The 19,414-nt window shown below is 60.4% G+C and carries 16 protein-coding genes; 7 read left to right on the top strand and 9 right to left on the bottom strand.

Annotation, left to right across the window (positions count from 1 at the left end):
- Nucleotides 1–37 precede the first annotated feature (37 nt).
- Entirely contained in the window at nucleotides 38–1,651 is a 1,614-nt protein-coding gene (locus PCOSP_RS00200; protein ID WP_175362249.1) for an EAL domain-containing protein, read from the top strand.
- 12 nt (nucleotides 1,652–1,663) lie between these two features.
- Here PCOSP_RS00200 and PCOSP_RS00205 read toward each other — a convergent pair whose 3' ends face one another.
- Together PCOSP_RS00205 and algB are read right to left on the bottom strand one after the other, a co-directional pair.
- Nucleotides 1,664–3,454: an ATP-binding protein gene (locus tag PCOSP_RS00205; RefSeq protein ID WP_464710038.1), complete on the bottom strand. Its 1,791-nt coding sequence runs from the start codon at nucleotides 3,452–3,454 to the stop codon at nucleotides 1,664–1,666.
- 10 nt (nucleotides 3,455–3,464) lie between these two features.
- Complete coding sequence (gene algB, locus PCOSP_RS00210) at nucleotides 3,465–4,811, bottom strand: sigma-54-dependent response regulator transcription factor AlgB (protein WP_139641474.1); 1,347 nt, start codon at nucleotides 4,809–4,811, stop codon at nucleotides 3,465–3,467.
- Between the two features lie 437 nt (nucleotides 4,812–5,248).
- Between algB and PCOSP_RS00215 the strand changes: the two genes are divergently transcribed.
- The 5 genes from PCOSP_RS00215 (at nucleotide 5,249) to PCOSP_RS00235 (ending at nucleotide 9,734) form a co-directional block, all read left to right on the top strand.
- Nucleotides 5,249–5,536, top strand: a complete 288-nt coding sequence (locus PCOSP_RS00215; RefSeq protein ID WP_139641476.1) for a hypothetical protein — start codon at nucleotides 5,249–5,251, stop codon at nucleotides 5,534–5,536.
- 80 nt (nucleotides 5,537–5,616) lie between these two features.
- Nucleotides 5,617–5,781 (top strand): DUF1328 domain-containing protein, encoded by a 165-nt coding sequence (locus PCOSP_RS00220; protein WP_003177151.1) that lies wholly within the window; start codon nucleotides 5,617–5,619, stop codon nucleotides 5,779–5,781.
- A gap of 2 nt (nucleotides 5,782–5,783) precedes the next feature.
- Entirely contained in the window at nucleotides 5,784–6,248 is a 465-nt protein-coding gene (locus PCOSP_RS00225) for an inhibitor of vertebrate lysozyme family protein (protein ID WP_139641478.1), read from the top strand.
- 702 nt (nucleotides 6,249–6,950) lie between these two features.
- Nucleotides 6,951–8,282, top strand: coding sequence for a glutamate/aspartate:proton symporter GltP (gltP, locus tag PCOSP_RS00230; RefSeq protein ID WP_139641480.1), 1,332 nt, complete (start codon nucleotides 6,951–6,953; stop codon nucleotides 8,280–8,282).
- Nucleotides 8,283–8,504: 222 nt separating this feature from the next.
- On the top strand, nucleotides 8,505–9,734 hold the full coding sequence (locus PCOSP_RS00235; protein ID WP_139641482.1) for a nucleoside recognition domain-containing protein: 1,230 nt from the start codon (nucleotides 8,505–8,507) through the stop codon (nucleotides 9,732–9,734).
- 200 nt (nucleotides 9,735–9,934) lie between these two features.
- Here PCOSP_RS00235 and PCOSP_RS00240 read toward each other — a convergent pair whose 3' ends face one another.
- From PCOSP_RS00240 to PCOSP_RS00265, 6 genes are all read right to left on the bottom strand, one after another.
- Nucleotides 9,935–10,942, bottom strand: a complete 1,008-nt coding sequence (locus tag PCOSP_RS00240) for a DUF5924 family protein (protein WP_139641484.1) — start codon at nucleotides 10,940–10,942, stop codon at nucleotides 9,935–9,937.
- Between the two features lie 209 nt (nucleotides 10,943–11,151).
- Nucleotides 11,152–12,528, bottom strand: a complete 1,377-nt coding sequence (locus PCOSP_RS00245; protein ID WP_139641485.1) for a M16 family metallopeptidase — start codon at nucleotides 12,526–12,528, stop codon at nucleotides 11,152–11,154.
- 58 nt (nucleotides 12,529–12,586) lie between these two features.
- Nucleotides 12,587–14,245 carry a Na/Pi cotransporter family protein gene (locus PCOSP_RS00250; protein ID WP_464710041.1) on the bottom strand — a complete coding sequence of 553 codons (1,659 nt, stop codon included), beginning with the start codon at nucleotides 14,243–14,245 and terminating at the stop codon, nucleotides 12,587–12,589.
- A 323-nt stretch (nucleotides 14,246–14,568) separates the two neighbouring features.
- Nucleotides 14,569–15,336, bottom strand: a complete 768-nt coding sequence (locus tag PCOSP_RS00255; protein WP_024778426.1) for a TerC family protein — start codon at nucleotides 15,334–15,336, stop codon at nucleotides 14,569–14,571.
- A 76-nt stretch (nucleotides 15,337–15,412) separates the two neighbouring features.
- The gene (locus tag PCOSP_RS00260; protein WP_041023168.1) at nucleotides 15,413–16,720 is read right to left on the bottom strand and encodes a CitMHS family transporter; all 1,308 of its coding nucleotides are present in this window, start codon (nucleotides 16,718–16,720) and stop codon (nucleotides 15,413–15,415) included.
- 400 nt (nucleotides 16,721–17,120) lie between these two features.
- Entirely contained in the window at nucleotides 17,121–17,447 is a 327-nt protein-coding gene (locus PCOSP_RS00265) for a DOPA 4,5-dioxygenase family protein (protein WP_024778428.1), read from the bottom strand.
- Nucleotides 17,448–17,522: 75 nt separating this feature from the next.
- On the opposite strand from PCOSP_RS00265, the gene PCOSP_RS00270 reads away from it, so the two are divergent.
- Nucleotides 17,523–18,182, top strand: a complete 660-nt coding sequence (locus tag PCOSP_RS00270) for an NAD(P)-dependent oxidoreductase (RefSeq protein ID WP_175362244.1) — start codon at nucleotides 17,523–17,525, stop codon at nucleotides 18,180–18,182.
- Between the two features lie 169 nt (nucleotides 18,183–18,351).
- On the opposite strand, the gene PCOSP_RS00275 is transcribed toward PCOSP_RS00270, so the two are convergent.
- Nucleotides 18,352–19,302: a choline sulfate utilization transcriptional regulator gene (locus tag PCOSP_RS00275; RefSeq protein WP_139641493.1), complete on the bottom strand. Its 951-nt coding sequence runs from the start codon at nucleotides 19,300–19,302 to the stop codon at nucleotides 18,352–18,354.
- Nucleotides 19,303–19,414: the final 112 nt, after the last annotated feature.

Here is a 19,414-nt window from a genome sequence, read left to right on the forward strand (position 1 = left end):
GGCTATAACTCATTGGTAACTTTCGGATTATCAATCGATGAAGGCTGCCCGCGAAACCCTGCAAAGCTGGCTGCATCGCCCTCTTTTCCTGGCGACGGTAGCGGCTGCACTGAGTACGGCGCTGTTGCTGGCGGGGAGCCTGTTCGTTGTCATGCAACAGACCCAGCAGCGCGAAAGCGACCAGATGAACGCCCAGGGTGAACGTTTCCTGCAACGGTTGGAACAGCTTTTCGGGCAGTTGCGCGAAAGCCTCGATGACCTGCAAAACCAACCGCTGCGCGGATGCGACGAGGAAATGGTCGCGACCTTGCAGCAGGTCAGCTTCAATTACCGCTTCGTCTACGAGGCGGTGTATGTCGACGGTCGCGGTGCCTGCTCCAGCCGTCCGCGCCAGAGCGGATTATCAGTCGCTCGTGCGCCCGACTTACGGGGGCCGACCTACAGTTATTGGCTCAACACCACCACCGAGCCCGACGAAAACCGCGCTGTATTAATGCTGGGGCGCGGTAACTTTCGGGTCGCCACCTCCAGGGGACACCTGACTGACGTGGTAGACCTGCCGCCCGGCAGCAGCCTGCTGGTGGTCCTGGACCATGGCGAGCGTGCCGTTCCCGTGCTGGGTACCGACCAATATTGGCCGCCCACCGAGCCTTGGCCGCCGAAAAACCGCAATGCCCTGCAAGTGACAGCCACCCGTCTGATCTATCGCATGCAGACCGACAGTCCGGAGTATCAGTTGGTGCTGATTGCCCAGCGCAACGGGTTTCATATTCCAGCCAACGCCTGGTGGATGCTGCCCACCAGCCTGATATTGGGCCTGGCGATCGGTTTCCTGGTGTTTCTCCTGGCACGCCAGCGTCAATCCATGGATGTCGAGCTGCATGGGGCCATCCGGCGGGGTGAGTTCCAGGTGCTGTATCAGCCGATTTTCGACCTGCGCAACCGCAATTGTGTCGGTGCTGAAGCCTTGTTGCGCTGGCGACGACCGGACGGCACCCTGACCAGTCCGGATCTGTTCATCCCGATGGCGGAAGATACCGGGCAGATCCGCCAGATCACCGACTTCGTCTTGCACCGGCTGTTCGACCAGTTGGGTCAGCTGTTGCGGGCCAATCCGCAGCTCTATATTTCGGTGAACCTGGCGGCATGCGACGTGATGGTGCCACGCATCGGCGAAGTGATCGCCGGCTTGCTGGCGCGGCATCGGGTCTCGGCGCGGCAGATTGCCTTTGAAGTGACGGAGCGTGGGCTGATCGATGTGCTGGTTGCCAGGGATAACCTGCAATCGCTGCGTGATGTGGGCCATCAGGTGCTGATCGATGACTTCGGCACCGGCTATTGCAGCCTGGCTTACCTGCAAACCCTGCCGGTGGATTGCCTGAAAATCGACAAGGCCTTTATCGATGCCCTCGGCCACGATGCCGCCAGCAGCGGCGTGGCCCCGCACATCATTCGCATGGCCCACGCGTTGGAGCTGAAGGTGATTGCCGAAGGGATAGAACACGAGGCCCAGGCGTCATACCTGTGTAGCGAAGGCGTAACGTTCGGCCAGGGTTGGCTGTTTGCCCATGCCCTCAGTGCCGTGCAGCTCATTGAGCTGATTACCCGCGGCCGACGACGGCTCGGACGGCGGCTGGACGATGAGGCTTAGACGCGAACGGCCTCAAACCGTCAGCGCCATGTAGAACTGGGTGCCCTGTCCTGGCCTTGAGTAGACACCCATGCGCCCGCCATGGAGCTGAACGATCTCCTTGCACAGCGCCAGCCCGAGGCCTGCGCCACCTTTCTTGCGTCCGACCTGGACGAACGGTTCGAAGATCCGCCCCTGTTGACCATAAGCAATGCCTTCGCCGTTGTCTTCGACGCTGATAATCACCCGCTCGCCATGGCGCCGGCCCTGCAGGCGGATCTGGCCGTGGTCGCCGGTGTGACGCATGGCATTGTCGATCAGGTTATCCAGCACCCGCTCCAGCTGCGCCGCGTCGGCGTGCAGGCGCGGCAGCGGGCCCTGGATCGCCACGAGCAACTCGATGCCCTTGGCTTGGGCCTGGGTGGCAAATCGCAGGCGGGCCGCTTCCAGCAGGTCTTCGATGGAGCAAGGAGCCAAGGTCAGCTTTTGCAAACCGTTCTGGTAGCGAGAGAAGTTCAGCAGGTCATTGATGAGCTGCATCAACCGCTGCATTTCTTCATTGACGGTGTCGAGCAGGTCCGCCTCGCGGGATTCTTCAGGGAAATGGACGCGCTCGCGCAGCAGGCCGAACGCCATGTGCATACCGGTCACCGGTGTACGCAGCTCGTGGGAAGCCCGCAGCACGAACTCACTGCGTACCCGTTCGAAGGCGCGCTGTTCGGTGACGTCGTGCAACACCATCACCGCCCCGAGAATATGCCCCTGGGTGTGGCTGACGGGCGTGAGGCTGTAGGTCAACAATCGGGATTCGCCATCGACCTCGATACTCAGATCATCTGGTGCCCGCTCCAGCGTTCCGCCGCGTAGCACCAGGTGCAATTCCTCATCCAGCTCAGGGCGTCCAAGCGCCTCGCCCAATCCCTGTCCCAGGCGCTCCTCGTCCCAGCCCAGTTGTCGTTGGGCGACCGGGTTCAGGTGCTCCAGCCGGCCCTGGCGGTCGATCATCAACAAGCCATCGTCGATGCTATCGAGTACCGCTTGCAGGCGCTGCTGGCCGGCCAACAACTCATCGACATTGGTGGCCTGATGCTCACGCAGTGCCTGGGCCATGATTCCGAAACGACGGGTCAGCAGGTTCAGTTCAGGGGCAGAGGAAACCGGCAGCGTCACTTCGAAGTTGCCCTGGCCAATGTCGTCCGCCGCCGAAACCAGCGCTTCGATCGGGGTCCCGAAACGCCGGGCGATGCCATGGGCCGTGATGAATCCGATGACCAGCACCGCCACTCCCACCAGGCCCAGCAGACCGGAAATCAGCAATGCCCGGTCACGGGCGCGGGTCTGGGTTTCGCTGATGTTGTTCAAGGCGTGCCGATAGCCTTCGATCAGCCCGTTGCGCAGTACATTGAATTTCTCAGTGAGGTTCTGGATACCCGTGAGCTGGGATGTCTGTTCACGCGAGTCTGTAAAGGCTTCAAGGAATTCAAGGTAGTCGGCCTTGGCCTGGGTGAAATTCGCGGTTGGCTCCTTCAGGCTCTGCTCGTGGGCGATGCCCTCCTCCAGAAGGCTGAAATATTGCCGCTTGGAGTCTTCGAGCGCGGCCAGGTCAGGTTTGTCATCGAGCATGATCATCAACTGGTCGCCCAGGGTCTGGCGCAGCTTGAGACCCAGGTCCAGCAGGATGAAGTTGTCGCGCACCGATTGTTCCTGGGTGTTGGCCATCTGCATCACACTGACCAAGCCAAGCAGCAATCCCAGCAAAGCCACTGTTATCAGGGCCGAGATACTGAGAAACAGTCGAGTGCGCAGCTTCATCGCCAGTTTCATAAGGTACCGCTCACAGGTTGTATTGCTTGCGTTTGCGATACAGCGTGGAGGCATCGATGCCCAGGGTCTTGGCCGCCTGGTCCAGCGTATCGGCCGTGGCCAGCACGGCACCGATGTGGGCCTTTTCCAGTTCATCCAGGCTCAGCGCGGCGCCGATGCGCGGTGCGTTGTTGACCGGTTGCTCGGCCATGCCCAAGTGACTGATCTCAACTTTTTCCTGGGGACAGATGATGCTGGCGCGCTCCACCACGTTACGTAGCTCCCGGATGTTGCCCGGCCAGCGATAGCCTAGCAGCGCTTCACGGGCCTCATCGCTGAATCCTCGCGCCGGACGGGCATATTCCTTGACGAAGCGGGCCAGGAAGCGGTCCGCCAGGGTCAGGATGTCTTCGGTGCGCTCGCGCAGCGGCGGCAAATGCAGGGTAATGACATTCAACCGGTACAGCAGGTCCTCCCGAAAACGTCCGTCGCGGACCATGTCTTCAAGGTTCAGGTTGGTCGCTGCAAGGATGCGCACATCCGCCCGGCGGGTGACCGGATCGCCGACCCGTTCGTATTCCTTGTCCTGGATGAAACGCAACAATTTCGGTTGCAGTGTGAGGGGAAAATCGCCGATCTCATCGAGAAACAGCGTTCCGCCGTCCGCCTGGCTGACCCGCCCCAGGGTGCTCTCGCTGGCGCCGGTGAATGCGCCACGGCTGTGACCGAACAGTTCACTTTCCATCAGCTCAGTCGTCAGCGACGGGCAATTGATGGTGACGCAGGATTTTTTCGCGCGTTTGCTCCAGCCATGAATCGCCCGGGCCAGTTCTCCCTTACCGGTACCGGACTCACCCAGAATCAGGATATTGGCATCGGTGCTGGCCACTTGACGGGCGGTTTCCAGCACCACTTTCATCGCCGGACTATGGGAGTCGAGGCCGTCCTTGGGTTTGCGTATCTCGCCTTCCAGCGCCTCCAGCCTTGCCGACAACTGGCGGACCTCCAGTTGCTTGGCGGTCGCCAGGCGCAACTGGTCCGGGCTGCATGGCTTGACCAGATAGTCGGCGGCACCGGCCTGGATCGCGTCCACCGCAGTGTCGACCGCCGAGTGGGCGGTGACGATCACCACGCGCATCCACGGTGCCTGAATGCGCATCTGGGCCAGCACATCGAGGCCGTTGTCTTCACCCAGGCGAAGGTCGAGAAAGCACAGGTCGAATACCTGGCGCTGCAACAAGGTATCGGCCTGGGCGGCGCTGTTGGCGGTGGCGACGGTATAGCCTTCGTCTTCCAGGCAATAGCGGAACGTACGCAGGATGGCGGACTCATCGTCTACCAGCAGAATGCGGCCTTGATGCTCGGTGGCTGATTCCATTTTTCCTACGCTCCTTTAATGAATGATGTTGGTTAGTGTCAGAAAAATCGGGCAAGTTGCATGGTCGATTCTGAGCGAATATTACCTATAGAAAGCGTCGTGGTGAGCTGTGGCGTCCTAACGACCTGATTTGCGTATATTTTTTTCAATTCGTCCGGGATGAGTGACCGGACCTGCCCATTCCGACCGCTGTTCACGGTCGGCAATTCAAAAAGAATCCGATCACCTTTCTCCCCTTCAGTCGTGCAATACGCACGACTGCGTTCAAGGCCATCGTGCAGGATGCGCTTTAGAGTTTTTGCATATCAGATGTAACTACCTGATTATAAAGGAGTTTTTCTCGATAAATTTCTGGCATGCCGTCTGCAATGGTCTAGTCATCGTGGCGTTAGAGCGCCTCAACCAGATCACCACCCGGGGTGGGGAGGAATTCCAGGATGAATTTGCAACGTGCCGCCCGATTACCCATCACCTCCCTGCACATTCAGCAGGGGTTGTGGGCCGTTCTGGCATTGCTGGTGACCCTCGTGGTGGGCCAGCAACTGCTCCTCTGGCACTACAGCCAGCAGCCCGAGCCGGCGCCGGTGTCGATTCATCGCGCTCCTCAAACCCACTTCAGTGCCGTCAGCAGCGTCTCGGAAGCATCCTCCTCGATGCGGATGATGGATGTGGATCAGGCTCAGCCGATCACCGACCTTCCCCGCCAGGAACGCTGGGTGTTTTAACCCGGTGACCGTGCGTCCGACGCGTCCGGAACCATTCCAAGCAGTCCCTAACTAAATAGAAAAGCGTAAGGAGAATCACCATGTTGAGCTGGGCAATTACCTTCCTGATCATTGCCATCATCGCTGCAGTCCTGGGCTTCGGTGGTATCGCCGGCACCGCCACGGGCATCGCCAAGATTCTCTTTGTCGTGTTCCTGGTGATGTTCATTGCCTCCTTCTTCTTTGGTCGTCGCGGCCGAGGCTGACCATGAACGCTGCATTAAAAGGACTGGCCGCCGCCCTGCTACTGGGCGGCAGTGCCATGGCAATGGCTGCCAATGACGGACAGATGCGGGTCAATCAACTGCTTGAGGCTGACACGCAATACCGTGAAACCTGGCAGCACGTCGTCAAGAAAGAAGAGCGCCTGCCGGAATGGGTAATGAATCTGTCAGGCGATTCGGAACAGATGAATGCTGTCGAGGAAGACGGCGACAAATATCTCGTAGGGCCGCTGTGTGAAACCCAGGCGACGTGCCGCAATGAGCGTTTGTTCGTGGCTTTCAGTTTCGACAAGGACAAGGCCTACGCCTTGCTGGTGGAGGTACCTGCCGGGTTGCCTGCCGACAAGTCGCCAAGTCGTCATGCCAACTACCGCTTCCTCGGCAATCCCGATGAAGGTATGCAAGAACTGTTAATGGAACAACTCAAAAAAGATCCCAACTGGTACTAAGTTCTGGATAACGGGAAAAGCAGCCTTGCTTTTCCCCTGCACAGCCCGAGGAGGGCCGATGCATGACCAGGGGGCCGGGACGTTCTGACCGTTCAGGGTCGGAGTGACCTACGGGCACAAGGGGTGCCTGCGAAAGGGCCGGGTCAGGAAAAAAGCTGCGATGCAGGTTCGCGAAATCGAGACGGCTTGGCGAACCTGCGTAGAGCTTAACGGGCAAGAAGCCTGTTCCAGAGCGGCTGGTTATTCGCGCTTCACAACTGCCCATCCTATGCGGCATTTTGTCCCGTCACCTCTCTCTTTTCCCTGACGTCTGACCGTATATCGGAGAGCTTTCCAGCTCTCGCCGTTGCCCTCGGCTCGTCCGTGGGTATCCGTTTTATCGGTTTTCCCGACAGATGAAATAAAGCCCGGCTACGCTGAAACCGCCGCTTCACGGCATTTATGCCTGCTGAAATGTCGCATTCGAACCGCTTGGGATGCGGGTTTTATTTTGAAAATCTCATGCCGATTCGGCATAGGGTAGGCGTTTACGGCATTAGACGTGCCCCCCTCGCATCGCAATAGTTGCGCCTTTTTTCGCCCGCCAGTAAGCCGCCAGCGCGCGCTCGGGGTGACCTTATACGGGGGCAGGAGCACGATTCGTATCACCATGGGTGGTTCGATTTGCTTCTGTCCGAGTCCAATCGAAGTAAGGGTAACGATATGAAGAAGGCAAAATTAAGCCTCGCCTGGCAGATCCTCATCGGTCTCGTGCTCGGTATTGCACTGGGCGCGCTGCTCAACCACTTCAGTGCCGAGAAGGCCTGGTGGATCAGCAACGTGCTGCAACCGGCGGGCGATATCTTCATCCGTCTGATCAAGATGATCGTGATCCCGATCGTGATTTCCTCGCTGATCGTCGGCATCGCCGGGGTCGGTGACGCGAAGAAGCTCGGGCGGATCGGCCTCAAGACGATCCTCTACTTTGAAATCGTCACCACCATCGCCATTGTCGTCGGTCTGCTGCTGGCCAACTTCTTCCATCCGGGCAGCGGCATCGACATGAGCACCCTGGGCACGGTGGATATTTCCAAGTACCAGGCCACCGCCGCCGAAGTGCAGCATGAGCATGCCTTCGTCCAGACCATTCTCAATCTGATCCCGTCGAACATCTTCGCGGCGCTGACTCGTGGCGAGATGCTGCCGATCATTTTCTTCTCCGTACTGTTCGGCCTGGGTCTTTCCAGCCTGCAATCGGACCTGCGCGAGCCGCTGGTGAAGATGTTCCAGGGCGTGTCCGAAAGCATGTTCAAGGTCACCCACATGATCATGCAGTACGCCCCGATCGGTGTTTTCGCACTGATCGCGGTGACGGTCGCCAACTTCGGTTTCGCCTCTCTGCTGCCGCTGGCGAAACTGGTGATCCTGGTTTATGTCGCCATTGCCTTCTTCGCTTTCGTGGTGCTGGGGCTGATCGCCCGCCTGTTCGGCTTCTCGGTGATCAAGCTGATGCGCATCTTCAAGGACGAACTGGTACTGGCCTACTCCACCGCCAGCTCCGAAACCGTGTTGCCGCGTGTGATCGAGAAGATGGAAGCCTACGGGGCTCCGAAAGCCATCTGCAGCTTCGTGGTGCCGACCGGTTACTCGTTCAACCTCGACGGTTCGACGCTGTACCAGAGCATCGCGGCGATTTTCATCGCCCAGCTGTACGGCATCGATCTGTCCATCAGCCAGCAATTGCTGCTGGTGCTGACGTTGATGGTCACCTCCAAAGGCATCGCCGGCGTGCCGGGCGTGTCCTTCGTGGTATTGCTGGCGACCCTGGGCAGTGTCGGTATCCCGCTGGAAGGCCTGGCCTTCATCGCCGGTGTCGACCGTGTCATGGACATGGCCCGTACCGCATTGAACGTGATCGGTAACGCCCTGGCCGTGCTGGTCATCTCTCGCTGGGAAGGCATGTACGATGACGCCAAGGGCCAGCGCTACTGGAATTCCCTGCCGCACTGGCGCAGCAAGGAACCGCTGCCGGCCGGCGAGCCTTCCAGTCGCTGATCCGAAGTGTTGGTGAGAGCAAAAATACCTGTGGGAGCAAAGCTTGCTCGCGATAGCGATCTGTCAGCCTCATTGAGCCAGCAGACCTTGCGCTGATCGCGAGCAAGCTTTGCTCCCACAGGGAATGCGCTGTGTAACCTGTCTGAACCCCGGAGAAATCCGGGGTTTGTCGTTTCTGCCAGCCCCGCTATCATTCGCGGCATCTTCCGGGGGATTTAACTGATGCTCAATGGCCTGTGGCTTGGCTTCTTTATCGTGGCGGCCGTCTCGGCGCTGATGCAGTGGCTGGTGGGTGGCAACGCCGGCATCTTTGCGGCGATGGTGGAAAGCATCTTCGCCATGGCCAAGCTGTCGGTGGAGGTGATGGTCCTGCTGTTCGGTACCTTGACCCTGTGGCTCGGATTCCTGCGGATCGCCGAAAAGGCCGGCATCGTCGACTGGCTGGCCAAGGCCCTCGGCCCGCTGTTCCTGCGCCTGATGCCGGAAGTGCCGCCGGGCCACCCGGCCATTGGCCTGATCACCCTCAACTTCGCCGCCAACGGCCTGGGCCTGGACAACGCCGCTACCCCCATCGGCCTGAAGGCCATGCGCGCCCTGCAGGACCTGAACCCCAGCCCGACCATCGCCAGTAACGCGCAGATCCTGTTCCTGGTGCTCAATGCCTCGTCGCTGACGCTGCTGCCGGTGACGATCTTCATGTACCGCGCCCAGCAAGGCGCGCCGGACCCGACCCTGGTGTTCCTGCCGATCCTGCTCGCCACCAGTTGTTCGACCCTGGTGGGATTGCTGTCGGTGGCGTTCATGCAGCGCCTGCGCCTTTGGGATCCGGTGGTGCTGGCTTACCTGATCCCCGGTGCGCTGGCGCTGGGCGGTTTCATGGCGTTGCTGGCAACGCTCTCGGCCACGGCCCTGGCGGGCTTGTCTTCGATTCTCGGCAATCTGACGCTGTTCGGCCTGATCATGCTGTTCCTGGTGGTGGGCGCCCTGCGCAAGGTCAAGGTGTACGAAGCATTCGTCGAGGGTGCCAAGGAAGGGTTCGACGTTGCCAAGAGCCTGCTGCCCTACCTGGTGGCGATGCTGTGCGCGGTGGGTGTACTACGGGCTTCGGGTGCCCTGGATTTCGGTCTGGACGGTCTCCGGCACCTGGTGCAGTGGGCCGGCTGGGACACGCGCTTCGTCGATGCCTTGCCGACGGCCATGGTCAAGCCGTTCTCCGGCAGCGCCGCCCGGGCAATGCTGATCGAAACCATGAAGACGTCCGGCGTGGACAGTTTTCCCGCCCTGGTGGCGGCGACGGTCCAGGGCAGCACCGAGACCACGTTCTATGTGCTGGCGGTGTACTTCGGGGCCGTGGGCATCCAGCGGGCGCGGCATGCGGTGGGCTGTGCGTTGCTGGCGGAGCTGGCCGGAGTGCTGGGGGCCATCGGGGTCTGCTACTGGTTCTTCGGCTGACACCGAGTTTCTGTGGGAGCGGGCTTGCCCTAATGCAAGTCTGTCAAGCCACAAACCTAATGTGGGAGCCAAGCTTGCTCGCGAAGCGACAGACCAGTCACATTGTTGCTGACTGACTTACCGCAATCGCGAGCAAGCTTGGCTCCCACGGGTTTTGCGTCGTTTGATTCTTAGCTGACGGGTATCAGGGCTCGTCCTGCTCATTCGGTTACGTTGAAGCGCAGCACCCCAATCATCTGTCCGTTCTCTGTCAGTACCCGTACCTGCCATTTGCCCGTCGGGTTATCCGGGAAATTCTGCTTGTGGGTCCAGGCGCGGTAGCCTTCCTTGCGTCCGCCATGGATGTCCAGAGCGATGCGGTCCACTTCTTTGCCGTTGAACTGCCAGACGTGATAGATCCGCTCATCCAGCCCCCGCGGCGCATTGATGGCGGTATAGGCATACAGGCCATTGCCGCGGATCTGCGCGGCGCTGACTTCCTTGAGACTGTCACCGGGTGTGCGGTCTTCCAATTGCGTGCTGATCGCCACTTCGGTCATCCACAGCGTGGCCGGTGGTACCCAGGAGCGCAGCACCCACCCGGCGGCGCCAATGCCCAGGGTGATGCACAGGATTGCCAGTGCATTACGTACGGTGCGGATCGGAAAGATCGAGGCCAGGCTCGGGAACGACAACAGCATGGCGATGCCCAGCGCCAGCTTGAAGCTCTGGTCGGTGGTCAGGTGCATGATGATCGGCAGCGCCGTGAGCAGGGCGGCGAACAGCGTCAGCGTATGCAACGCCAGGAACGCCCAGCGTCGGGGCGCCAGCCATTTGTAATACAGCGGATCGGTGATCGAAATCAGCCCTGACGCCCCCAGCAACCCGGTGAAAACCAACTGGCTGCTGTTCCAGGTGGTGGTAATCAGGAAAAACGGCAGGACAAAGAACAGGCTTTCCTGGTGAATCATCTGCGTGGCGTAACGCAGCAACGGCTGCGGTATTTCCCGCTTGAAAATTCGCGTGAACAGCCGGGTCAGACTGTTTTCCAGCATCAGCCAGAGCCAGCTCACCAGCATCAGGATGGCGATCCAAGTGGCCAGGCCCTGTTGGCGGTCCACCAATATGAAACTGCCGGCGCCGGAGATGAAACCGCCGAGCGCAATGACCCCGGGATAGCGCTTCATCAATTCAAGAATGCGCTGGATGTAATGAGTCAGGGTCTGCATTAGGCGGTTCACAGTAAGTCGTAGGAAATATCCCTGACAGAGTATCGTCCGGACACCTGTATGGCGAGGCTCGCATCCGCCTCTGTGGTCGGGGACTGTGGGAGCAAAGCTTGCTCGCGACGCAGGCGACGCTATTCAGAAAGACTTCATCAACTTCATCGCGGGCAAGCCTTGCTCCCACCGGCCTTGCGTCTTCACGTCTTGTTGTCTCAAACCCGGCGACGCAACCGCCACACCACCAGCCCCAATAGCAACAACCCCAGCAAGCCGCTTACTCCCCACACTAGCTCGTCGTCACTGAGCAACGACCTCTCGATGCGCAGGTAGCCCGGGTCCTTGAGCAGTTCGCGCAGGGCCTGGTTGGCTTGTTCCAGGCTCACCGACTGCAAGCGCACGGCCGGGTTGGCGAAGCGGCCGTCTTCATAGTCGCCCAGGGCGCCCCAGTAATAATCGGCCAGGGCGCTGTTGCCTTGAACCGCCCAGGTCTGGTGGGCGATGGCTGCACGTTTGATGCGCATGAAGCTGTCCGGGTCCAGCCCGTCCTTGAGCAACGTCCTGCGCAATTCTTCGAGGGCCTGTTCGGCTTGCGGCAGGTCTTCGCGGGCGAGGTCCGCGTTCAGGCTGAGAAAGCCGACGCCGCCGAACACCTCACGTTCCACCCACGGGCCATAGGACAGGCTGCGGGCCAGGCGCAGCTGGCGATAGAGGGCCCAGTCCAGATAGTTCTTGAGCAGGTCGAAGGTTTCGTCGTGTTGTTCTTCCAGTACCGGCTCCGGGAACAGCCAGTGCAGCTTGGCACCATCGCCCACCAGGCTGCGGATCAGGTTGCGCTTGGTCACGGCGCTGTAGCGGATCTGCGGCAATGCCTCATGGGCGCTGGGCTCGACCGGCTTGAGTTTGCCGTAGGTGCGCTCCAGGTAGGCCGGCAGCAAGCGGTCGAGGTCGCCGACCACGATCAGCGTCATGTTGTTCGGTGCATACCAGGCTTTGCGAACCTGTTCGAGCCGGGCGAGGGTGTGGTGCTCGACCTCGGCCCGTTCCGCGCAGCGCAGGCCCAACTCCACCGCTAGCTGATTGCTGGCCTTGTGACCCAGGTCCTGGCGGTCGAGCCAGCGTTGCAGGTGGGTGTAGTGGCCGCCGTCCTCGCGCTCGACCACCCGTTTCGCCGCCTCCAGGGCCTTTTCGTCTATGCGGGTACGGGTCAGCACTGCCAGCAGCAGGTCGAGGATCTTGCGCTGGTTGCTCGCCGGTGCCTCGATGACAAACGTGGTATCGGCGTTGTTGGTGAAGGCGTTCCACTCGCCACCCAGCGCCTGCATCCGCTCTTCCAAGGCACCTTCGCCGCCTTCATCGATCCCGCTGAACAGCGCGTGCTCGAGCAGGTGCGGCAGTTCCTTGTCGGCGCAACTGAAGTCATCCAGGCCTACGCCGACCACCAGCCGGATGGCGACGTGCCCGCGTTCGCTACCAGGCTTGAGCAGCAACTGCATACCGTTGGGCAGCGTGTAGCCTTCGACCTGGAACCGGTCGAGGGCCACCACAGGCAGCGAACCGAACAAGAAAAGAGCGAATAACAGACCACGCATAAACGGCTTCCCGGCGACTGACAGTCCAACCCTACTGACTGAACAATGCGCCAGATGTTCAAGGCGAGTGGGTAATGTCGGACATTTCATCCGCCGCCAGGGCACCGATCTCGGCCGTTTCCAGTACCACGTAGGCGCTGCCGCAGAACAGCGAATTGAGACGCCGCATGTCGGCGATCAGGTCCAGGTGCAGGGAACTGGTTTCCAGGCTTTGTACGATTTTGCGCTGCAAGCGGCTGACGTGGGCATGGGCCATTCGTCTTTCCTGGGCGCGAAAGCGCCGTTTCTCACGCAGCAACTGGCGGGCGCTTTCCCGATCGGCACTGAGAAACACTGACAATCCCAGCCGCAGGTTGGCGATCAAGTGACTGTGCAACCCCGCCAGCTCCTCCAGGCCGACCTCGGAAAAGGACAGGCGTTGCGAGGTCTTCTGCTGCTGCACCTTGCGCAGCATGCGTTCGATGAGGTCGCTGCCGAGCTTCAGGTTGATCGCCAGCTCGATGATTTCTGCCCATCGACGGCTGTCCTGTTCGCTGAGGTCTTCGCGGGGCATCTGGGCCAAGTACAACTTGATGGCGCTGCACAGGGCCTCGACATCATCGCTCACGCGCCGCACTTCCTGGGTCAGCGCCGTCTGCTGGCCGCGCAGCACGTCGAGCATGGCTTCGAGCATGTTTTCGATCAGGTCGCCGATGCGCAATGTCTCCCGGGCTGCATTGGCCAGGGCCAGGCTCGGCGTGGCGAGGGCTGTGGGGTCCAGGTGCCGGGGTTTGGCTGTGCCATTGGTTTCCGGACGCTCCGGCAGCAGCCAGGCGCACAGCTTGGCCATCGGCGCGACGCTGGGCAGCAACACCAGGCAGCGCACGGAGTTGTAGAACAGGTGAAAGCCGATGACGGTTTCCTGGGGGCTGAAATCCAGGCTGTCCAGCCACCGTACCAAGGGATCGAGCGCTGGAATGATCAGCAACAATCCGATCAGCTTGTACAGCAGGCTGCCCAGCGCCACCTGACGTCCGGCAGCGTTTTGCATGCTGGTGCTGAGGAACGCCAGCACGCCGCTGCCAATGTTGGCGCCGATCACCAGGCCAATGGCTACCGGCAGGCTGATCACGGCTGCGCCGGCCAGTGTGGCGGTCAGCAGCACGGCGGCCAGGCTCGAATAGGAAATCATGGCGAACAGCGCACCCACCAACGCATCGAGCAGGATGTCACCGGTCAGCGAGGCGAAGATCACCTTCACGCCTTGGGCCTGGGTGATGGGCGTGGCCGCCTCGACGATCAATTGCAGCGCGAGAATGATCAGGCCCAGGCCGATGGAGACGCGGCCCATTTGCCCGACCCGGGTCTGTTTGCGCGACAGGAAAAAAATCACCCCGAGGAAAATCAGCAACGGCGACAGCCATGACAGGTCGAGGGTCAGTACCCGGGCCATCAACGCCGTGCCAACGTCGGCGCCGAGCATGGTCGCCAGGGCAGGGGTCAGCGCCATCAGGCCCTGGCCGACAAACGAGGTGACCAGCATGGCCGTGGCGTTGCTGCTCTGGACCATGGCGGTGACCATGATGCCGGCGACAAATGCCAGCCAGCGCCGAGACATGTTCTGGCCGATGACGTGGCGCAGGTTGGAGCCGTAGACCCGCAGGATGCCGGTACGGACGATGTGCGTGCCCCAGATCAGCAGGGCCACGGCAGAGAGTAGATTCAGCAGGGTCAGCATGAGAGGCCCCCTGTTAGCGTCTCAAAGAGACAAGTTGACGATGCCACATCGTTCTTCTTTGTACTTAAGCTGTAGTTGGCGAACGGTTCGGACGCCAGCATTGCACAGCTAAAGAATTGATTGAAACAAAACTGTCATGAAAAGCACCGCAAACCCTGTGGGAGCGAGCCTGCTCGCGATAGCGGTGTGTCAATCGATACTGTTGTGACTGAAAGGACGCTATCGCGAGCAGGCTCGCTCCCACAGGTCCGGGGTCCAGGGCAACTTTCCAGCGGGCATGAAAAAGGGGCTCCAAGAGCCCCTTCGTTCATTGCTCCGTCCAATTACTGACCCGGAACGTCCTTGCGCAGTTTCACCGGATCCTGCTGCTTGCGCTTGCGTGCAATCGCGGTGCGCATCTTGATGTTGATCGCCTCCACGGCCAGGGAGAAGGCCATGGCGAAGTAGACGTAGCCTTTCGGTACATGGACGTCGAACGACTCGGCGATCAGTACGGTACCGACCACCAGCAGGAACGACAGCGCCAGCATCTTCAGCGACGGATGCTTGTCGATGAACTCACTGATGGTGCCCGAGGCCAGCATCATCACCAGCACGGCCACGATGATCGCCGCCACCATCACCGGCACATGGGAGACCATGCCGACAGCGGTGATGACCGAGTCCAGGGAGAACACGATGTCGATGATCGCGATCTGGATGATGGTGTAGAGGAAGTTGCCACCCTTGCCCGACGGTTGATCGTCGCTTTCATCGTCGCCTTCCAGTGCGTGGTACATCTCCTGGGAGCTTTTCCACAGCAGGAACAGGCCACCGAAGAACAGGATCAGGTCGCGACCGGAGATGCCCTGGCCGAACACTTCGAACAAATCGGCGGTCAGACGCATGACCCAGGTGATGGACAGCAGCAACAGGATCCGCGTGATCATGGCCAGGGCCAGACCGAAGATCCGGGTACGCGCCTGCATGTGCTTGGGCATGCGGCTGACCAGGATCGAGATCATGATGATGTTATCAATGCCCAGGACGATTTCCAGGGCGGTCAGGGTAAAGAAGGCAACCCAGATTTCCGGGTTGGTCAGCCATTCCATGTGAGTTCCTTTGAACGAGTGTTAGGCCGCGCCGCGCTTCGGAATAACCAGGAGCGCGGCGCCGCGGGTATTGCTTTTATAGAGTGCTGAACAGCGGAAAGATCCCCATCAGCAAGGCGGCGAACATTATGCACAGGCAAACCAGCACTGCCCACTTCAGGGTGAAACGCTGGTGATCGCCGAACTCGATCCCGGCCAGTGCCACCAACAGATAAGTGGACGGAACCAGCGGGCTCAACAGGTGGACGGGCTGGCCGACGATCGAGGCACGGGCCATTTCCACCGCCGTGATGCCGTAATGGCTGGCGGCTTCGGCGAGAACCGGTAACACCCCGTAATAAAATGCGTCGTTAGACATGAAGAACGTGAACGGCATGCTCGCCAGCGCGGTAATCACCGCCAGGTACGGGCCGAGGAAGTCCGGGATCACCGCCAGCAGGCTCTTGGACATGGCGTCGACCATGCCGGTGCCGGACAGGATGCCGGTGAAGATACCCGCCGCGAAAATCAGCCCGACCACTGCCAGTACGCTGCCAGCGTGTGCCGCAACGCGGTCTTTTTGCTGTTGCAGGCACGGGTAGTTGACGATCATCGCGATACTGAAGGCCACCATGAACAGCACCGGCAGCGGTAACAGGCCGGCGATCAGGGTGCACATCAGGGCCAGGGTCAAGGCACCGTTGAACCAGATCAGCTTCGGACGGCGAGCGTCCGGGAACTGGGACACGCTGATTTCGCTGTGGTCGATTTCATCGTGGGCCAGCTGCAATTCACCCAGGCGCGCACGCTCGCGTTTGCCGTACATGTAGGCAATCGCCAGGATCGCCACCACACCGAACGCCATCGCAGGAATCATCGGTACGAAGATGTCGGACGGATCCACGTGCAACGCACTGGCCGCACGGGCCGTCGGGCCGCCCCAGGGGGTCATGTTCATCACGCCACCGGCGAGGATGATCAGGCCGGCCATGATCCGAGGGCTCATGCCGATGCGGCTGTAGAGCGGCAGCATCGCGGCCACGCAGATCATGTAAGTGGTCGCGCCGTCACCATCGAGGGAAACGACGAGCGCCAGAACGGCGGTACCGACCGAAACTTTCAGCGGGTCACCCTTGACCAGCTTGAGGATCTTGCGCACGGCCGGGTCGAACAGGCCGGAGTCGATCATCAGGGCAAAATAGAGAATCGCGAACATCAGCATCACCCCGGTCGGGGCGAGCTTGGTGATGCCTTCGAGCATCATCGGGCCGATCTTCGGCGCAAAACCACCGAACAGGGCGAACAGGATCGGGATGATGATCAGGGCGATCAGCGCGGATAGGCGCTTGGTCATGATCAGGAACATGAACGTGATGACCATGGCGAAGCCAAGAAAAGTCAGCATGGGAAATACTCCAGGCGTGGCGTGGCGCGGCGAGGTTAAGGCGAACCGGACGGGTCAGCGCAGAACGTGAGTCACGAGGCGGACGGATGGAGTGGGTGCAGCAGGACGGGTAGCAGCGGACATCAGAATCACCATTGTTGTTGTTAAAACGGCCAAACGGGTCGTGGAGATCCGTTTCTGGCCACCGGTCTTTTGCCGGTAGTGAGGCGATCCTAATCGCGCAAGCTTTCAGCCAGCTTTCGCCGCAGGCAATGGTTTTTTCCGCTGGTCGGAGTCTGTGGGAGCAAGGCTGTGGGAGCAAGGCTTGCCCGCGATGAAGCTGACGCGGTCGTCCTGCATATCGAGTGCCCCTTGTCGCGAGCAAGCTTTGCTCCCACAGGTCGTTCTGTCTCAGTACATTTCAGAACACCGAAAGATCCAACGGTCGCATCGCCCCCATCCAGATCGCATGGTCGGTGTGGTCCGCCAGCTCATCGCCGGTGTTCGGGTGCAGAAAGATCACCAGCCCTTTGCGATAGAGCGCCAGCCACGGTAGTACCACCCCGATGTACTGCGGATCGAACGACAGCTGACAACTCCAGTCCGGATGGGGCCCGACCGGGCGCTCGTGAACGCGGCCCATTTTCAGCGGAAACAGGCGCGACGCTTCCTCACACAGTGCCCGCGCCTGGTCGATGGTGCTGGCATCGAAATAAACATGGGCGTGGTAGCCCTTGATCCGTTGCAATTGTCACTCCTTGCGAACCCTCGCCGTTTCCCGCAGGTCAGAGGCTTATACGCGGTAAAAAAGGGAAAAACAGCCATGAAAAACGCCGAAACCCCGGTGATCAAAGTGGTGCTCTATGGTGCCATGAGCAGCCTAGGCAGTGCGTTGATGGCTGAAATGCTGCGACGCCAGCATGAAGTCATTGCCGTTCTCGATGATCTCACGGCCCTGGCGCCGCGTCCGGGCCTGCGGACCAAGACCGGCGATCTCTATGACCCCGAACGGGTCAAGCAAAGCGTGGCCGGCGCCGATGCAGTGATTTGCCTACTTAACGCGCCGGGGTTGCCGATGAACAGCGAGCACGTGGAACGCACGCTGATTCCGGGTCCGGTGGAACAGGTCCTGGCGGTGGATGCGCTGATTGTCGGCATGCAGGCGGTGAACATTCCCCGGCTGTTTCTGGTGGGGGACTTCGCCGTGCTCGACGAAGACGAGGGCGAAGATGACTTGCAGCGGCATGCCGCCGAGGAAATCCTCGATGCCCTGCGCAACAGTTCATTGCGGTGGACCCTGGTCAATGCGCCCTATGCTGCCGCTGGGTTGAGTATCGAGCATTTCACCCAGGTCAGTACCAGCCTGGAGCCGGGTATGGCCGAGTCCCTGGAACGGCTCAACCGGGTGGCCGTCGGCATTGCCGATGAGCTGAGCTTGAATCTGCATGTGGGCCAGCATGTCAGCTTCGTAGCCGCCACCTGACGACCGCACAAAACCTGTGGTGAGGATTGCTGTTTGTGGCGAGGGGATTTATCCCCGCTGGGCTGCAAAGCAGCCCCAAAAAAGCAGGGCCGCTTCGCAGCCCAGCGGGGATAAATCCCCTCGCCACAGGGTTTTTCTTTGATCATGAAAGTGCCTTCACCCGCACATCTCAAACAGCAATGGACGGCAACGGCAACCCCGTGAGCGACTCGCCGCTGGTGGCCTGTTCTTCCATCAGCCAGTCCACAAACTGCCGGATCAATGCCCCACGCCGTTTACGCTGGGGCAGGACCACGTAATACCCCAGGCGCGACAGCACCGTCTCGGCGATGGGACGACACAACAGGCCTTGAGCCAATAAGTTATCCACAAGGTGGCGCCAGCCGATGGCAACACCTTGTCCGCCAATCGCCGCCTGGATCAGCAAGGTGTAATTGTCGAAACGCAATTGCCCCGGCGCTGGCGGCGAGGTGATGCCCAGTTCGCGGAACACGCCATTCCAGTCGAACCAGTGACTGCTGTTGCCGCCGCGCAGGTGCAGCAGTGGAAACTCCAACAAGGCCTGGGCCGGCAGAGGCAGGGGACGCTCCTTGAGCAGCAACGGGCTGCACACTGGAAAAACTTCTTCACTGAACAGCCAGCGACTTTCGCCCTGTTTGAAGCGACCGTCGCCGAACAGCACGGCAACGTCGATGTCGGTGCGCAACATGTTGTGGTTCCGCTCGCTGGTCACCAGGCTGACGTCCACCTGCGGGTTGGCAGCGTGAAAACGATGCAGTCGCGGCATCAGCCAGTAGGCGGCGAAGGCGAAGTCGGTGGCGACCTGCAACACCTCGTGCTGATGTTGAGCGGTGATCGCGCTCAATCCTGCGTCGATGTTCTGTAAACCGGCCTGTACTTGTTCGAACAACGTCGTCCCGGCCTCGGTCAATTCGATGCCACGGTAAATGCGATCGAACAACCGCGTGCCGAGCTGTTCCTCCAGGCGTTTGATCTGCTGGCTGATGGCCGGCTGTGTGGTGCCCAGCTCAATCGCCGCCGCCGTAAAGCTTCGTTGTCTGGCCGCAGCTTCAAAGGCCCGGAACAGATCCAGAGACAGGTCACCCAAGGCGTCATACATAAGCTGTGCTTATCCTAGTCATTATCCTGCATGGGCTTTACCCCAATAGGTTGGGGGAACATGCTCAATCGCAGCAATTTCGCATAACCGCTCACTATGGAATGCCGCGATT

This window comes from Pseudomonas sp. MAFF 730105 (genome assembly GCF_055380705.1).

Bases quoted from the DNA above. Each gene is read 5' to 3' on its own strand.
- PCOSP_RS00240 (WP_139641484.1), bottom strand. From the start codon at position 10,942: ATGCAGACCCTGACTCATTACATCCAGCGCATTCTTGAATTGATGAAG.
- PCOSP_RS00260 (WP_041023168.1), bottom strand. From the start codon at position 16,720: ATGCTGACTTTTCTTGGCTTCGCCATGGTCATCACGTTCATGTTCCTG.
- gltP (WP_139641480.1), top strand. From the start codon at position 6,951: ATGAAGAAGGCAAAATTAAGCCTCGCCTGGCAGATCCTCATCGGTCTC.
- PCOSP_RS00200 (WP_175362249.1), top strand. From the start codon at position 38: ATGAAGGCTGCCCGCGAAACCCTGCAAAGCTGGCTGCATCGCCCTCTT.
- PCOSP_RS00250 (WP_464710041.1), bottom strand. From the start codon at position 14,245: ATGCTGACCCTGCTGAATCTACTCTCTGCCGTGGCCCTGCTGATCTGG.
- PCOSP_RS00270 (WP_175362244.1), top strand. From the start codon at position 17,523: ATGAAAAACGCCGAAACCCCGGTGATCAAAGTGGTGCTCTATGGTGCC.
- PCOSP_RS00275 (WP_139641493.1), bottom strand. From the start codon at position 19,302: ATGTATGACGCCTTGGGTGACCTGTCTCTGGATCTGTTCCGGGCCTTT.
- PCOSP_RS00255 (WP_024778426.1), bottom strand. From the start codon at position 15,336: ATGGAATGGCTGACCAACCCGGAAATCTGGGTTGCCTTCTTTACCCTG.
- PCOSP_RS00225 (WP_139641478.1), top strand. From the start codon at position 5,784: ATGAACGCTGCATTAAAAGGACTGGCCGCCGCCCTGCTACTGGGCGGC.
- PCOSP_RS00215 (WP_139641476.1), top strand. From the start codon at position 5,249: ATGAATTTGCAACGTGCCGCCCGATTACCCATCACCTCCCTGCACATT.
- PCOSP_RS00205 (WP_464710038.1), bottom strand. From the start codon at position 3,454: ATGAAACTGGCGATGAAGCTGCGCACTCGACTGTTTCTCAGTATCTCG.
- PCOSP_RS00220 (WP_003177151.1), top strand. From the start codon at position 5,617: ATGTTGAGCTGGGCAATTACCTTCCTGATCATTGCCATCATCGCTGCA.
- PCOSP_RS00245 (WP_139641485.1), bottom strand. From the start codon at position 12,528: ATGCGTGGTCTGTTATTCGCTCTTTTCTTGTTCGGTTCGCTGCCTGTG.
- PCOSP_RS00235 (WP_139641482.1), top strand. From the start codon at position 8,505: ATGCTCAATGGCCTGTGGCTTGGCTTCTTTATCGTGGCGGCCGTCTCG.
- algB (WP_139641474.1), bottom strand. From the start codon at position 4,811: ATGGAATCAGCCACCGAGCATCAAGGCCGCATTCTGCTGGTAGACGAT.